The sequence below is a fragment of the Mesorhizobium sp. WSM4308 genome (genome assembly GCF_002294905.1).
Taxonomy (GTDB): Bacteria; Pseudomonadota; Alphaproteobacteria; order Rhizobiales; family Rhizobiaceae; genus Mesorhizobium.
The window spans coordinates 179,601-194,977 of record NZ_NSFW01000004.1; the positions used below are offsets into that span (position 1 = coordinate 179,601).

At 63.4% G+C, this 15,377-nt stretch carries 15 protein-coding genes and 1 tRNA gene; 12 read left to right on the plus strand and 4 right to left on the minus strand.

The genetic code is table 11. The features are described from left to right. Nucleotides 1-272 precede the first annotated feature (272 nt). The 4 genes from CK227_RS08890 to CK227_RS08905 all read left to right on the plus strand — a co-directional run bounded on the left by CK227_RS08890 (nucleotide 273) and on the right by CK227_RS08905 (nucleotide 2,748). Nucleotides 273-1,250, plus strand: coding sequence for an alpha/beta hydrolase (locus CK227_RS08890; protein ID WP_095772594.1), 978 nt, complete (start codon nucleotides 273-275; stop codon nucleotides 1,248-1,250). 166 nt (nucleotides 1,251-1,416) lie between these two features. Continuing rightward, a complete protein-coding gene (locus CK227_RS36665; protein ID WP_179295806.1) occupies nucleotides 1,417-1,572 on the plus strand; it encodes a hypothetical protein in 156 nt (51 codons plus the stop codon). 3 nt (nucleotides 1,573-1,575) lie between these two features. Then, entirely contained in the window at nucleotides 1,576-1,812 is a 237-nt protein-coding gene (locus tag CK227_RS08900; RefSeq protein WP_095772592.1) for a DUF1127 domain-containing protein, read from the plus strand. A 105-nt stretch (nucleotides 1,813-1,917) separates the two neighbouring features. Then, the gene (locus CK227_RS08905) at nucleotides 1,918-2,748 is read left to right on the plus strand and encodes a helix-turn-helix domain-containing protein (RefSeq protein ID WP_095772591.1); all 831 of its coding nucleotides are present in this window, start codon (nucleotides 1,918-1,920) and stop codon (nucleotides 2,746-2,748) included. Between the two features lie 30 nt (nucleotides 2,749-2,778). Here the strand turns inward: CK227_RS08905 and hisN are convergent, their stop codons facing one another. Next, entirely contained in the window at nucleotides 2,779-3,552 is a 774-nt protein-coding gene (gene hisN / locus CK227_RS08910; protein WP_095772731.1) for a histidinol-phosphatase, read from the minus strand. A gap of 314 nt (nucleotides 3,553-3,866) precedes the next feature. After that, on the minus strand, nucleotides 3,867-4,808 hold the full coding sequence (locus CK227_RS08915) for an N-formylglutamate amidohydrolase (protein WP_095772730.1): 942 nt from the start codon (nucleotides 4,806-4,808) through the stop codon (nucleotides 3,867-3,869). Between the two features lie 163 nt (nucleotides 4,809-4,971). Between CK227_RS08915 and CK227_RS08920 the strand changes: the two genes are divergently transcribed. Beyond that, nucleotides 4,972-5,334 (plus strand): response regulator, encoded by a 363-nt coding sequence (locus CK227_RS08920; protein WP_006199474.1) that lies wholly within the window; start codon nucleotides 4,972-4,974, stop codon nucleotides 5,332-5,334. 116 nt (nucleotides 5,335-5,450) lie between these two features. Further along, nucleotides 5,451-5,525: transfer RNA gene (locus CK227_RS08925), tRNA-Val, on the plus strand. A gap of 165 nt (nucleotides 5,526-5,690) precedes the next feature. Here the strand turns inward: CK227_RS08925 and CK227_RS08930 are convergent. After that, complete coding sequence (locus CK227_RS08930) at nucleotides 5,691-6,440, minus strand: glycosyltransferase family 25 protein (protein ID WP_179296409.1); 750 nt, start codon at nucleotides 6,438-6,440, stop codon at nucleotides 5,691-5,693. 243 nt (nucleotides 6,441-6,683) lie between these two features. Next, nucleotides 6,684-7,838, minus strand: a complete 1,155-nt coding sequence (locus CK227_RS08935; protein ID WP_095772589.1) for a dihydrodipicolinate synthase family protein — start codon at nucleotides 7,836-7,838, stop codon at nucleotides 6,684-6,686. 243 nt (nucleotides 7,839-8,081) lie between these two features. On the opposite strand from CK227_RS08935, the gene CK227_RS08940 reads away from it, so the two are divergent. Genes CK227_RS08940 through CK227_RS08965 form a run of 6 tightly spaced genes read left to right on the plus strand, consistent with a single transcriptional unit; the run spans nucleotide 8,082 to nucleotide 15,357 of the window. Beyond that, on the plus strand, nucleotides 8,082-9,140 hold the full coding sequence (locus CK227_RS08940) for a LacI family DNA-binding transcriptional regulator (protein WP_095772588.1): 1,059 nt from the start codon (nucleotides 8,082-8,084) through the stop codon (nucleotides 9,138-9,140). Further along, nucleotides 9,137-10,153 carry a Gfo/Idh/MocA family oxidoreductase gene (locus tag CK227_RS08945; RefSeq protein WP_095772587.1) on the plus strand — a complete coding sequence of 339 codons (1,017 nt, stop codon included), beginning with the start codon at nucleotides 9,137-9,139 and terminating at the stop codon, nucleotides 10,151-10,153. Before CK227_RS08940 ends, CK227_RS08945 begins: the two co-directional genes overlap by 4 nt. Further along, nucleotides 10,150-11,751 carry an acyl CoA:acetate/3-ketoacid CoA transferase gene (locus tag CK227_RS08950; RefSeq protein ID WP_095772586.1) on the plus strand — a complete coding sequence of 534 codons (1,602 nt, stop codon included), beginning with the start codon at nucleotides 10,150-10,152 and terminating at the stop codon, nucleotides 11,749-11,751. Before CK227_RS08945 ends, CK227_RS08950 begins: the two co-directional genes overlap by 4 nt. Beyond that, on the plus strand, nucleotides 11,744-12,520 hold the full coding sequence (locus tag CK227_RS08955; protein ID WP_095772729.1) for an enoyl-CoA hydratase/isomerase family protein: 777 nt from the start codon (nucleotides 11,744-11,746) through the stop codon (nucleotides 12,518-12,520). The genes CK227_RS08950 and CK227_RS08955 overlap by 8 nt, the downstream gene beginning before the upstream one ends. Before the next feature lie 13 nt (nucleotides 12,521-12,533). Then, nucleotides 12,534-14,045, plus strand: a complete 1,512-nt coding sequence (locus CK227_RS08960) for an aldehyde dehydrogenase family protein (protein ID WP_095772585.1) — start codon at nucleotides 12,534-12,536, stop codon at nucleotides 14,043-14,045. A 58-nt stretch (nucleotides 14,046-14,103) separates the two neighbouring features. Then, a complete protein-coding gene (locus CK227_RS08965) occupies nucleotides 14,104-15,357 on the plus strand; it encodes an ABC transporter substrate-binding protein (protein WP_095772584.1) in 1,254 nt (417 codons plus the stop codon). Nucleotides 15,358-15,377 lie beyond the last annotated feature (20 nt).

Consider the following 15,377-nt stretch of genomic DNA (forward strand, 5'->3'; position numbering starts at 1 on the left):
TTCAGACAGCCGCCGCTAGAGTGAGGTCAAGATCAAGGATTGGCGGCACCGGATATTACAGGGATGCCGCAACGAGGCCGAACCGGGTGTTAACGTCCCTTCCTCCCGGATCGACAGAGGCCGGAAGCACGCCCTCGGGCGGCTTCCGGCCTTCCCATTGCGATCCCGGCACGACCCGGATTTGCTTTGCTTTTAATGCATTGGCGTCTATCACCTTGACGAGGCCAGCCGCGACAGGCTGGCACCTGAAGACGCCGAGCACAAAGCGCCGCATGACGGACCTTCTCCACGACACGCCGCTTTTCCACGAAACCGAGGGCAATCCGCGACCGGAAAACGCCGCCGGTGGCTTTTTCATCACGCGCGACCGCAAGAAGATCCGCTATGGCCTGTTCCCGGCGGCCGCGCGCCCGGTACGGGGCACCGTGGTGCTGCTGTCCGGCCGCAATGAGTGCATCGAGAAATATTTCGAAACCATTCGCGACCTTGCCGCCCGCGGCTTTGGCGTCGCCACCCTCGATTGGCGCGGCCAGGGAGATTCCGACCGGCTGATCCGCGATCGCCAGCGTGGCTATGTCAGGTCCTTCCGCGACTACACGGCCGATCTGGAGCAGTTTTTCGAGGAGATCGTGCTGCCCGATTGCCGCGGGCCGTATTACATCCTTGCCCATTCAGCCGGGGCCGTGATCGCGCTGCTTGCCGCGCCGTCCATGGTGAACCGCGTGCGCCGCATGGTGCTGATCGCACCGTTCCTGACCCTGCCCGACCTGCCGGTCTCGATCCGAACAGTCCGCCGTATCTGTTCGGTTTTCTGCGCTTTGGGGCTGGGCCGGCTCTATGCCGCCTGGGGTCCACGGCCCAGACACACGCTACCTTTCCTAGCCAACAAGGTAACGTCGGATCCGCGACGCTACCGCCGCAACACGCGCATCTACGAAGAATATCCGCGAATGGCGCTTGGCGGTCCGACGATCCGCTGGCTGCAGGCGGCGGCGAAGGCGTCGGAAGCCATCAGCGACCCCGACTTCATGGCCCGGATTCAGGTGCCTCTGCTGATCATCGCCGCCGGCACCGACCAGGTCGTGTCGACCAGGGCGGTGGAAGCCTACGCCAGAAGCCTGAGGCTCGGCTCGCTGCTGATGATCGACGGCTCCAAGCACGAAATCCTGCAGGAGGTCGATCTCTACCGCGAACAATTCCTTGCCGCCTTCGACGCCTTCATCCCCGGCTCGGACGATCCGACGGCCTGACAGGCACCGCGATCCTCTCACAGGCCGGCATAGCTGACACACCGTTGTCAGGATGATCGGCCAGCCGCTTCCCGCGGCGCGCAAACCGCTAAAGATTCTGACAGCCGGCGCTCGCGCCGAAATGCTCATCTCAACGCGTCGAATTGAACGCCATGGAGATGAGATCATGACCGAGAAAACCTGCGCCGCCTGCGATTGCCAGTTGGACGCCGACCCGATCCGCGTCAAGGTCGGCGGCAAGACCGTCGAGGTCTGCTGCGAGGAATGCGCGACGGCGCTGAACGAAGCCGGCGTCTCGGCGGCCGGCGTGAGCGAGGATTGAGCCATGCGCACCGATCACGCGGCGGCACAACGCCTGGCTGGCCAGCCGCCAGCCCATACCGAAACCAGCCTGCAGGCCTTGCACGTCCAATGCATCGCGGCGGCGAGATGGATCAGCCGCCAGATGGAGAAGCGCCGAAGCCGGCTTGCCTTGCTGGAAATGACAGACGAACAGCTCAAGGACATCGGTCTGTCACGCGGCGAAGCCTATTCGGAATTCAGGCGTCGCTCGTGGGACTGAGAAGCGTCCGTCGAGAAGTCTCCTGACAGGATTGGGCAGGCCGTTTGGATAGAGTGCCCATCGCAATGCTGGAATCATTCCGGCGCGAGGGAAAACGCAACGGCCATGTCGCAATTCACGGTTCAGCTCTTTCTGGACACCGGCACCGTCAGGGTGCGGGATGTCGTCTGCAGCGGCGAATGCCGTCACAGGAGCGATGAGGAGTGCACGTCTGCCACGCATCTGGTGTTCCCCTATCGCGGCATCTTCGTGCGCCATGTCGGCCGCAATGATGCGGTCGCGGAAGCCAATCAGCTTCTGTTCTTCAATGAGGCGGAAGCTTACCAGGTCAGCCATCCCATCGAGGGCGGCGACGCCTGCCTCGACCTCGTCATCGAGGAAGGCCAATTGCGGGAACTGGCGCCGAAGGAGCAGTTGCGCGCCAGTGGCGTCCTGGCGTTTCGCCGCCAGCACCGGCGCATCGATCCGCGCGCGCAAGCCTTGGTGGCGCTGCTGCGCCACAGCCTGAGCTGCAATGTCGCCGAAACGCTGGAGGCCGAGACGCTGGCGCTAACGCTGGCGCGGCGCTCGCTCGGCGAGCGCACCTCGCATGTCGCGGGCGCCAGCCCCGGACGGCAAAAACTGGTCGACCGCGCCAAGCTGGTGCTGGCGTCGGATCTGTCGCGGCGCTGGAGGCTGGCCGAGATTGCCGCTGAGGTCGGAGTCTCGCCGGTCTATCTGACGCAAATATTCCAGCAGGTCGAGGCGATGCCGCTCTATCGCTATCATCTGCGCCTGCGGCTGGCGCGCGCGCTCGACCTGCTCGGCCGCTACGACAATCTGACCACGCTCGGCATGGACCTCGGCTTTTCAAGCCACAGCCATTTCAGCGCGTCGTTCAGACAGGTCTACGGACGCACGCCGGCGGAATTCCAGCGCTCGATCAGGTCGCGCTGAAGCGACTGCTTCGAAGAAAGCCCGGAGATATCAGCCGCGCAGGGCAGCCATGGCGGCCGCGTGAAGCTCCGGCGTCGCCGCCGCCAGCACATCGCCGCCCTTTTCCGCCGGTCCGCCATCGAAGGTGGTGACGACGCCGCCGGCCTTCTCGATGATTGGGATCAGCGCCACGATGTCGTAGGGTTTCAGGCCGGGATCGGCGACGATGTCGACGCTCCCCGAGGCGATCATCGCGAAGGCATAGCAATCGACGCCGTAGCGGGCGAGTTGGACCTGTTTCTCGAACGTGTCATAGCGCGTGCGCGCCTCGCCCTGGAACAGCGCCGGCGTGGTGGTGAACAGCGTCGCCTCATCGAGCCTTGTCGTCTTGCGGGTCGCAAGCTTGCGCGGACCGCCCGGCCCCTCATAGTGCGAGCCCGAGGCGTTGGCGTAGAATAGCTCGCCAGTGAAAGGCTGCGCCATCATGCCGGCGACCGCGTCGCCGTCGACCGTCAATCCGACCAGTGTCCCCCACACTGGCAGGCCGGAGATGAAGGCGCGCGTGCCGTCGATCGGGTCGATCACCCAGACATGCCGGCTGGAGGTGTTTTCGCTGCCATGCTCCTCGCCGAGAATGCCGTGGTCGGGATACTGCGCCGATATCAGTGCGCGGATGGCGCGTTCGGTCTCACGGTCGGCTTCCGTGACCGGGTCGAAACTTCCCTTTTCCTTGTTTGCGACGGCACCCTGGGCGCGAAAGCGCGGCAAGGTCTCGGCCGCTGCCGCCTGCGCGATGCGGCGCATGAAATCGATGCTGATGTCCAATTGATTCTCCCGCATTGCCCAGTGCCCAATCGGGCTCTGCCGACACTTTCCCGCCAAAACAAGCCTGTTTATCGATTTATTCGCGGCGACACTTGTTGCCCAAATGTCACATCCGCGTCATCGAAAGGCAATTTCCACATCACTCTGAATTAAAAAAGCCTGAACATCGCTTGACATTTGTGCACCGCACAATACCCTCAGCCTCGGACAGGGTTTCCTGTCCATGCCCTCCTTGGGCGTTTCCTCCCTAGACTTCGACCGTATCGTGCAAACGATGCGGTCTTTTTTTACACCTGCACCTCGGGCCGGCTATTTCACTCCGCGGCCAGCGGCAGGTCGATGAAGTGATGGTCGGGCATCGCCATCAGATCCGCTGAAAATCGCGTCAGATCGTCGGCCAGCGCGTCGAAGCCAGCGACTTTCTCGAACGTCCGCTCATTCATGTAGAGCCCGCGATTGACCTCGATCTGCAGGGCATGCAGATGGCGCGCCGGGCGGCCATAATGTTCCGTGATGAAGCCGCCGGCATACGGCTTGTTGTGGGCGACCGTATAGCCCATCGCGGTCAAGAGGCCGATCGCCGTCTCGGTCAGGGCGGCGGTGGCCGAGATGCCGAAACGATCGCCGATGATGAAGTCCGGCCGCAGGCCGCTGTCGCCGACGCGGATGCTTGCCGGCATCGAATGGCAGTCGATCAGCACTGCAAAGCCGAAGCGGGCATGGGTTCTGGTCAAAAGCCGCTTCAGCGTTTCATGATAGGGCTTGTAGACGGCCTCGATGCGGGCGACGGCTTCGGCGAGCGGCAGGCGACCGGAATAGATGTCGAGCCCTTCACCCACCAGCTTGGGCACGGTGCCAAGTCCACCGGCCACCCGCGGCGAACGGATGTTGCAGAAGGACGGCACCGGCTCGGCGAACATGCGTGGGTCGAGTTCCCACGGCTCGCGGTTGACGTCGAGATAGGCGCGCGGGAAATTCGCCGCCAGCATCGGCGCGCCAAGCGCCACGGCGCCGCCGAACAGTTCATCGACGTAGCAATCTTCCGAACGGCGTATGGCGTTGCGGTCGAGCCTCGCCATGGCGAGGAAGCGTTCCGGATAGTAGCGGCCGCTATGCGGTGAGTTGAACAGGAAGGGGACGCGCTGTTCGACGCCCGATCGGATTTCGAAGGGTTGAACGACCGAAAAATCCTCGGCTGCCGTCTTCAATTTGCACGAACCCGAAAACACCGATGCATCATCGTATGAAAGTGCCACCTTGCCGGCCGCATGTCCAGCATTTCGCCGTCCGCATCGCGCTGCCGAATGCGGATAACGCTTCGCCGTATTCACTTGATGTTTACCGTCACCGCCTCATATACAGGATGGTTAACGGGCTGCCTGGGCGGCAGTCTCGGGCGGGTGATTCGGACGGGATATCATGGCACGCATTCTTCTGGCGGAAGACGACGACGATATGCGCCGTTTCCTCGTCAAGGCGCTGGAACGCGCCGGCTACCAGGTCAGCGATTTCGACAATGGCGCCAGCGCCTATGAGCGGCTGCGCGAGGAGCCGTTCTCGCTGCTGTTGACCGACATCGTCATGCCGGAGATGGACGGTATCGAACTGGCGCGTCGCGCCACCGAGATCGATCCCGACCTCAAGGTCATGTTCATCACCGGTTTCGCCGCCGTTGCGCTGAACCCGGATTCCAAGGCGCCGAAAGACGCCAAGGTGCTGTCGAAGCCCTTCCACCTGCGCGATCTCGTCAACGAGGTCGAGAAGATGCTGCAGGCGGCCTGAGCCGCCTTCAGCTGAGGCATCGGCACCTGTTTGCCGGTGCGGCGAGACGACGCCTTCTTTCCTTTTTCTCGCTATTGACGCGCCGGACCAAAAATGGTGTATGCGCGACGTCGGATGGGCGTGTAGCTCAGCGGGAGAGCACTGCATTGACATTGCAGGGGTCACAGGTTCAATCCCTGTCACGCCCACCATCCTTTCAACTACTTGGCTGACACCCTCCTCCGTTTGGCGCAGAAACGGATGATGTTTGCTTTTTAGGGGAAAAGCAAAATCCGCCGCCCGGGTGGACGATGGATCTTGACCCATAGGCCGATTTGTCGAGCGTCTTGGCCGACATGCCGCGTGAGCTACCGTTTTTATTTGGGGTAGACCGAGGGGCCGCCTAGCCGCACAGCGTCAACTTTCTCTGTCGATAAGAAATTCCTGTTACGCAAGTACCAGAAAATGCGCGTCGCCTCTGAATGGATTCTGTCGGCCATTCGCTTGTTTACATGGGGTCTGGGAGCAAGTTGGATCAAGCTCAAAGGTCCCTCGATGCCAACGACGGCCGCTTGCGCGCAGAGAGCCGGCATCAATTGGTAGACCGTGTTGCGCGCGGCCGTCATCTGATTTGGGCTGAAAAGGGCGACGTCGACTGCTGCCCTAAAGCGTTCCGTATTTCTGAGCAGGCCATAGGCGGCACTTTTGGAAATCACGTAGCCGCACGAACCTAAGTGTTGCCCGAGAAGCCGCCTTGCTGAGTATCCGTTTTTGACGGGGATGTGCCGGCTCCCGAGTCTTACTCGGCTGAGGAATGTTTCCAGCTTGACGATATCGGCATCTGGCGGGACCCAGGAATCATCAGCCAAAACGCCGCCGGCGTCCTGGCTGAAAACTACATCGTCCTCGAATACCGCGCCATACTTGTCGGGACCTTCCGCGATGGTTTTCCAGCAGCGGCGGTGACTGAGAAAGCAACAGACTTCCGTTTCGGTCAGCGGCGGCGCGGTAAACGGAGCCCCGTTCATTGCGTCGATACCGGCGACGCGCTCGAAATCAATCCCAATACGAGAAAACTGAGCTGTAGCCGAGGCCAGCCGATCAACTGATCGGTCAAGATTAATCACCAAACATTTCATTGTCGCCCCCGCAACATACAAATAAACTATCAACTATATTGGTGCCGCTTCAACGTCAATATTGGACATCGAACCAACTCGTCCGCTGGCGAAATGCGTCATCCAGCGATGCCGAAGCCGCGAAAACCTTTGGATCGGTGAAGGATGGCCTGAACCTCGGCACGCCTGATGGCGGTCGCGTCCCGGAGAAATTGGCTCAAAAGAAAATTCGGATCTCTGCGCGAACCATCTTCAGATGCCTGCGACGGCACACAGGTTCTTCATCCGCGATACGGCAAGGTCAGGGTCGGCCAGCAGGCCTGCCTGGTCGGCAAGGCGAAAGATTTCGGCATAATGGCAGATACCGCGCGCCGACTGCATGCCGCCGACCATGGTGAAGTGATCCTGGTGGCCGTTCAGCCAGGCCATGAAGACGATGCCGGCCTTGTAATATTCGGTCGGCGCCTCGAAGATTTTTCGCGACAGCGGCACGGTCGGCGCCATCAGCGCGTCATAGCTGGCGCGGTCGCCCTCGGCGAGCCTTGCCAGCGCGGCATTGGCGACAGGCGCGATGGCGTCGAAAATGCCAAGCAGCGCGTGCGAATGCCTGTTGCCGTCGCCGGCGATCAGTTCGGGGTAGTTGAAGTCGTCGCCGGTGAACATCACGACGGCGTCCGGCAGCCGGTTGCGCAACGCGACCTCCTTGCCGGCATCGAGCAGCGATATCTTTATGCCTTCGACCTTGTCTGCGTGGCGTTCGATGATGGCGACCACCATATCGAGCGCGGTCTCGAAATCGCCGCTGCCCCAGTAGCCCTTCAAGGCCGGGTCGAACATATCCCCCAGCCAGTGCAGGATGACCTTGCCGGAGGCCTGGCTCAAGATGCGGTCATAGACGCGCGCATAATCGTCCGGACCCTTCGCGACGGCCGCCAAGGCACGGCTGGCCATCATGATCGCCTTGCCGCCCTGTCCTTCGATGAAAGCGAATTGCTCGTCATAGGCAGCGATCACCTCGTCGAGCGTCCTGGCAGCGGTCGGCGCCAGCTGGTCGGTTCCGGCACCCGAGGCAAGATCGGCGCCCTCGACAGTGCGCGCCTCGGCGATCGAGCGGCGGATCAATTCCTTCGCATTGGCCCAGTCGAAACCCATGCCGCGCTGCGACGTGTCCATTGCCTCGGCAATGCGGAAGCCGAGCCGCCACAAATGATGGCGGAATGCCATCGTCCTGTCCCAGTCGACCGCCGGCCGCGACCATGGATCGGTCATTTCGAGGGGGTCGGCAACGACATGCGCGGCGGCATAGGCGATGCGCGAGAACCGCGCGCCGACCGCCGGCTGCACCGGCTGTCCGACAAGCGCGTAACGGGCGCCGCAGCCACCTTCGCCAGGCAAGACAATATCCATCGACCTCTCCCTTCGCCGTGCCTATTAAATGGAACGTTCCAATAAATCAAGAACCTTTAAGATTCGGAGCGAATCTGGCGGCAAATGCTGCGTTGCAACACGGAAGGCCTTACCGGCCGTGCTATTTGAGTACGCACAATCAGTTTTTGCGGCTGAGAAAAATTCGCGATTGACTCAAGATTGAACCAGTGATTAGAACGTTCCAATAGATTTGAGTGAGAAAAGCTGGGAGGACGCATCGAGATGGCCAGCCGGGCCAAGGCCACGATATTCGACATTGCCCGCGAGGCGGGCGTGTCCAAATCGACGGTATCGCTCGTGCTCCAGGGCAGCGGGCTGATCCGGCCTGAAACCGCGGTCAAGGTGCGCAAGGCGATCGAGGATGTCGGCTACGTCTACAACCGCGGCGCCGCCAATCTGCGCAAGGCCCATTCCAATGTCATCGGCATGGTCATCAACGACCTCACCAACCCGTTCTTCGCCGAGCTGGCGGTCGGCATGGAACGCGTCTTCCAGTCGGCCGGCATCGTGCCCTTCATCGCCAACACGGCGGAGAATCCGGTGCGCCAGGAAGAGGTGCTGAAGTCGCTGATGGAACAGGGCGTCGCCGGTCTCATCGTGTCACCGGCGCGCGGCACCACGCCAGGCGCTTTCCGGCGGCTGGAATTGGCGGGCGTGCCGGTGGTCTTCGCCATGCGCCGCCTGCCTGAAAGCCGCATCCCTGTTATCGCGCCCGACAATCATCGCGGCGCCTATCTTGCCGCGGCCCATCTGATCGCCAAAGGACATCGCCGGCTCGCCTTCTTCGGCGGCACCTCGGATCTGGTGGTTTATCAGGAACGGCTGGGCGGCTTTCGCGAGGCCTGCGAGACGCTGGGCATCTCCGCCCGCGACGTATTGGTCGTCGAGGGCGAAACAAATCGCCGAGGCGGCCTCGCTTGCCTGGAGACCGCCCTTACAATGGCCGAGCCGCCGACCGCCGCCCTCTGCTTCAACGATGCCGTCGCGTTTGGCGTGATGCTGGCATTGCGCAAGCGCCGGCTTGAGCCGGGACCGGATTTCGCCGTCGTCGGCTTCGACGACGTGGTCGAGGCCGAACATTACATGCCGGCGCTGACCAGCGTCGCGGTGGACACAGCCGGCCTCGGCGAGCGCGCCGCCCACGTCATGCTCAAGCTGATCCAGTCCCGCACCACGCGGGCCGAAGACCATATCGGCGCGGTCAATCTCGTGGTCAGGGAAAGCTGCGGTCCGGATCTCCGCACGCGAAACAGGCCCACGGGAACGGGAGGCGCCGCGTGAGTGTCAAATGGGGGCTGATCGGCGCCAGCACGATCGCCAGGCAATTCATGATCAACGCCATTCGCGCGCAAGAGGGCGGCGAGATCGCGGCGGTGATGAGTTCCAATCCGGAACGCGCGGCGGCCTATGCCAGGGAAAACGGCATTCCAGCCGCGGTGTCTACGCTGGATGCCTTGCTGAAGTCCGACATCGACGCCGTCTACATCTCGACCACCAACGAACTGCATCTCGAACAGGCGCTTGCCGCCATCGCGGCGGGCAAGCATGTGCTGTGCGAGAAGCCACTGGCGCTGACCAGCGCCGACGCGCGCAAAATGGTCGCGGCGGCCAGGGCGGCCGGCATCGTGCTCGGCACCAACCATCATCTGCGCAACGCCGGCGCGCATCGCGCCATGCGTGACGCCATCGCATCGGGGCGCATCGGCAAGCCAATCGCCGCGCGCGTCTTCCATTCCGTCTATCTGCCGGAGAATCTGCAGGGCTGGCGCATCACCAAACCGGAAGCCGGCGGCGGCGTGGTGCTCGACATCACAGTCCACGATGCCGACACGCTGCGCTTCGTGCTCGGCGACGATCCGGTCGAGGTCTCGGCCTTCACGCAATCGGCCGGCATGGCCGCCGGCGGTCTGGAAGACGGTGCCATGTGCATCTGGCGCTTCAAGTCGGGCCTCATCGCCCAGTCGCATGAGGGTTTCACCACCAAATTCGCCGGCACCGGCTTCGAAGTGCATGGTTCGGAAGGCTCGCTGATCGCCAGCGATGTGATGACCCAGAAACCGGACGGCTCTGTGCTGTTGCGCACAGCCAAGGGTGAGGAGCAATTGAGCTTCGACCGCGAGGATCTCTACGTCAGATCGGTGCGTCGGTTCCATGCCGCGATCCTCGGCAAGGGCCAGCCTGCCGCCGCCGGCGAGGACGGCATCTGGTCGCTCGCATCAGCCGAGGCGGCGTTGCAGTCGGCCAGCTCCGGCAAGGCCGTCAAGATCGACCCGAAACTCGGGAGCATGAAGTGAGCAAGGTCGTTTCAGCGGCACAGGCAGCCAGCCTGATCAAGGATGGCATGACGGTATCCGTGTCGTCGTCGAGCGGCCTTGGCTGTCCGGACGCGGTGCTGGCCGCCATCGGCGAGCGCTTCGATGGCGAAGGTCACCCCAAGAACATCACCACGCTGCACCCGATCGCCGCCGGCGACATGTACGGCATCAAGGGAATCGATCATCTGGCCAAGCCGGGCCTCTTGAAGCGCACGCTATGCGGTTCCTATCCTTCCGGCCCCTCCTCGTCCGAGCCGCCGCAGATATGGAAGATGATCGGCGACAATTCGGTCGCCGCCTACAACGTGCCATCCGGCATCCTGTTCGACATGCACCGCGAGGCCGCCGCCAAACGGCCGGGCGTGCTGACAAAGGTCGGTCTCGACACCTTTGCCGACCCGCGCCATCAGGGCTGCGCCATGAACGCCGCGGCCAGCGAGCCGATCGTGTCGGTACAGCAGTTCGACGGCGAGGAATGGCTCTATTTCCGCTCGATCGTGCCCAACATCTCGATCATCCGCGCCACCACGGCGGACGAGCGCGGCAACCTCACCTATGAGCATGAAGGCGCCTATCTCGGCGGCCTCGAACAGGCGCTCGCCGCCCGCAACAATAGCGGCATCGTCATCGCGCAGGTCAAACGCGTCGTCGAGAACGGCACGCTGAAGCCGCATGATGTGCGTGTGCCGGGCGTGCTGGTCGACCATATCGTGGTGGCGCCCGACCAGCTGCAGACGACGCTGACGCCTTACGACCCGGCGATTTCGGGCGAGATCTTCCGGCCGCTGTCGACCTTCCGCAACGCCGAGATGAACGTGCAGAAGGTGATCGCGCGCCGCGTCGCCATGGAATTGCGCGACGGCATGGCCGTCAACATAGGCTTCGGCATCTCGGCCAATGTGCCGCGCATCCTTCTGGAAGAAGGCCAGCACGGCAAGGTCACCTGGGTGATCGAGCAGGGCGCGGTCGGCGGGGTGCCGCTGCTCGACTTCAAGTTCGGCTGCGCCTCCAACGCCGAGGCGATCATGCCCTCGCCGCACCAGTTCATCTATTTCCAGGCCGGCGGTTTCGACGCCTCGCTGCTGTCTTTCCTGCAAATCGACCGCCACGGCTCGGTCAACGTGTCGAAACTGTCGGCGCGGCCGCATGTCACCGCCGGCGCCGGCGGCTTTGTCGACATTATTGCGCGGGCGAAGAAGATCGTCTTCTCCGGCTTCTTCAATGCCGGTGCCAAGCTTTCGCTGGCCGATGGCGGCATCCGCATCGACCAGGAGGGCAAGGTCAAGAAGGTGGTCAACGAGGTCGAGCACATCTCGTTTTCCGGCAAGCGCGCCGTCGCCCAGGGCCAGGACATCACCTATGTCACGGAGCGCTGCGTGATGAAGCTGACGCCCGACGGCCTGATGGTCACCGAGCTGGCACCGGGCATCGACCTCGGGCGCGATGTCCTGGCGCAGGCCGAGATGCCGCTCGGTGTCGCCAACGACCTCAAGGTGACGCCGGCGGCGCTCTACCAGGACGGGCCGATCGGCCTGTCGCTCAATGGCGGCGCCTCGCTCGGAGGCGCGCATGGCTGAGCGCCTCGTTACATTCGAAAAGGACGGCGCCATCGGCATCGTCACGCTGCGCCGCCCTGAAAAGTTCAACGCGCTGGACATTCCGATGCTGCGCGCGCTCGAAGCCGCGCTCGACGAGGCAGAGCTGGCCGAAGGCGTCCGCGTCGTGCTCTTGCGCGGCGAAGGCAAGGGCTTTTGCGCCGGCGGCGATGTCGAGGCCTGGGGCGCGATGAGTGCTGCCGATTTCCAGGTGCAATGGGTGCGCTACGGCCACCGCGTCTTCGACCGGCTGGCGCGGCTGCGGCAACCGACCATCGCCGTGCTGTCCGGCCATGCGCTGGGCGGCGGGCTGGAACTGGCGGTCGCCTGCGATTTCCGGGTCGCCGAGGCGCATGTGAAATTGGGCTTCCCCGAAACCTCGATCGGCGTCGTGCCCGGCTGGTCCGGCACGCAGCGCGCCGTGCGCCGCTTCGGCGCACAGACGGTGCGGCGCATGGCCTTGGGTGGTGATATACTTCTCGCTCCCGAAGCGCAGGCCCTTGGCGTGGTGGACCGGGTGACCGAAACCGGCAAGGCGTTCGACGGTGCCAAGAGCTGGGGGGAAAAGATCGCCGAGCGCGGCCCGTTGGCAACGGAAGCGGCCAAGCTGATGATCGCGGTGGCCGAGGGCGAGGAAAGTGCGGCCGCTGCCGAAGCGCTGGCCAGCGGCTTTATCGCGCTTACCGGCGACCTCAAGGCTGGCGTTGACGCCTTCAAAACCAAGCAGAAGCCAGCATTTTCAAGAAGCTAGAGAAAACCCTCTGATGAACGCACCCCTCAACATCGCCATGCCCGCCGAGGCCTCAGCCGCGCCGAAATCTTACCGGCTGCTGATCGACGGCAAGCACGTCGATGCTCGCGACGGCCGCACGCTGGAACGCAAGAGCCCCGGCCACGGCTTCACCGTTTCGCGCTATGCACAAGCCGGCGAGGCGGAGGTGGAAGCGGCGGTGCAGGCCGCGCACAAGGCGTTCGAGACCGGCCCATGGCCACGCATGAAGGCCGGCGAGCGCGCCGCGATCCTGTTCAGGGCAGCCGACCTGATCGAGACACGGCTGGAAGACATCGCGCGGCTCGACGCGCTGGAATCCGGCAAGCCGATCGCCCAGGCGCGCGGCGAGATCGGCGGCGCCGTCGACATCTGGCGCTATGCCGCCTCGCTCGCCCGCACACTGCATGGCGAGAGCTACGCCAACCTCGGCGATGCCATGCTGGGCGTGGTCGTGCGCGAGCCGATCGGCGTCGTTTCGATCATCACGCCGTGGAATTTCCCGTTCCTCATCGTCAGCCAGAAACTGCCTTTCGCGCTCGCCGCCGGCTGCACGGCAGTGGTCAAGCCGAGCGAAATGACCTCGGCCTCGACCTTCGTGCTGGGCGACATCCTGCTCGAAGCCGGCCTGCCCGCCGGGGTCGTGAACATCCTGGCCGGTCTGGGCGCCGATGTCGGCGCGCCGATGGTCGGCCACCCCCTGGTCGAGATGGTGTCGTTCACCGGCTCGACCCGCGTCGGCAAGATGACCATGGCTTCCGCCGCGCAATCGCTGAAGAAGGTCTCGATGGAACTTGGCGGCAAGAACGGCCAGATCGTCTTTCCCGATGCCGACCTCGAGGCCGCCGCCGACGCGGCGGTGTTCGGTGGCTTCTTCAATGCCGGCGAATGCTGCAATGCCGGCAGCCGGCTGATCGTGCACGAGGCGATCGCCGGAGATTTTCTCAGCGCCGTCAAGGCACTCACCGCCAGGGTGAAGGTCGGCGACCCGCTTGACGAGCAAACCAAGGTCGGCGCGATGATCTCGTCCGACCATCTGGCCAAGGTGACGGATTACGTTGCGGCAGCGGCGGGCGAAGGCAGCAATGTCTTCAGCGGCGGCAAGCAGCTGGCCTCCAATGCCGGCCAATATCTCGACCCGACCATCCTGCGTGGCGTCACCGAGGACATGGCCATTGCGCGTGAGGAAGTGTTCGGACCGGTGCTCTCAGTGCTCACCTTTGAATCGATTGAGAAGGCGTTGCACATCGCCAACAACACGCCCTATGGTCTCTCTGCAGGCGTGTGGAGCGCCAGCATGGACACCTGCATGTCGGTGGCGCGTGGGGTGCGTTCGGGGACGGTTTGGGTGAACACATTCATGGAAGGTTATCCCGAGCTGCCTTTCGGGGGCTACAAGCAGTCCGGTCTCGGACGCGAACTCGGCAAACGCGCCGTCGAGGACTATACCGAGGAAAAGACAATCCAGTTTCATCGCGGCCAGCGCACCGGATGGTGGGTCGGCTGAGTTGGGAAGAACCCGGTGGGCTTCCACCGGTCGTGTAATGCAACAAGGGAGGAAGTACATGTTGCGCAAACTGCTTATCGGAACGGCTCTTGCGACGAGCTTTGCGTTCTCGGCGCACGCCGCGGACGTCAAGGAAGTGCAGATGCTGCATTGGTGGACGTCGGGCGGCGAAGCGGCTGCCCTCAACGTGCTGAAGGGCGACCTGGCCAAGGAAGGCTATGCCTGGAAGGACGTCCCTGTCGCCGGCGGCGGCGGTGATGCTGCCATGACCGCCCTGAAGGCGATGGTCGCGGCCGGCAACTATCCGACCGCCTCGCAGATGCTCGGCTACACCGTGCTCGATTATGCCGCGGCCGGCGTCATGGGCGACCTGACCGAGACGGCGAAGAAGGAAGGCTGGGACAAGTCGGTTCCGGCGGCCCTGCAGAAGTTCTCGGTCTATGAAGGCAAGTGGGTCGCGGCTCCGGTCAACGTCCACTCGGTCAACTGGCTGTGGATCAACAAGGCCGTCATGGACAAGATCGGCGGCACCGAGCCGAAGACCTTCGACGACTTTGTCGCCCTGCTCGACAAGGCCAAGGCCGCGGGTGTGATCCCGCTCGCTCTCGGCGGCCAGAACTGGCAGGAAGCCACCATGTTCGACTCCGTCGTGCTGTCGACCGGCGGACCCGAGTTCTACAAGAAGGCCTTCAACGACCTCGACGATGCTTCGCTCAAGTCCGACACGATGAAGAAGTCGTTCGACAACCTCGCCAAGCTCGTCACCTATGTCGACCCGAACTTCTCGGGCCGCGACTGGAACCTTGCCACCGCCATGGTCATCAAGGGCGATGCCCTGGTGCAGGTCATGGGCGACTGGGCCAAGGGTGAGTTCCACGCCGCCAAGAAGACCCCGGGCACCGACTTCCTGTGCTATCGCTTCCCGGGCACCGACGGCTCGGTGATCTACAACTCCGACATGTTCGGCATGTTCAACGTTCCGGACGACCGCAAGGCCGCCCAGGTCGCGCTGGCCACCGCCACCCTGTCGAAGAGCTTCCAGTCGGCCTTCAACGTCGTCAAGGGTTCGGTTCCGGCCCGCACCGACGTTCCGGACACCGACTTCGACGCTTGCGGCAAGAAGGGCATCGCCGACCTGAAGGCGGCCAACGAAGGCGGCACGCTGTTCGGCTCGCTGGCCCAGGGCTACGGCGCCCCGCCGGCTGTCGCCAATGCCTACAAGGACGTGGTCTCGAAGTTCGTCCATGGTCAGATCAAGACCTCGGACGAGGCCGTGACCGAACTGGTCAAGGCGATCGACGACGCCAAGTAAGCGCAACGCTCGAAATCACC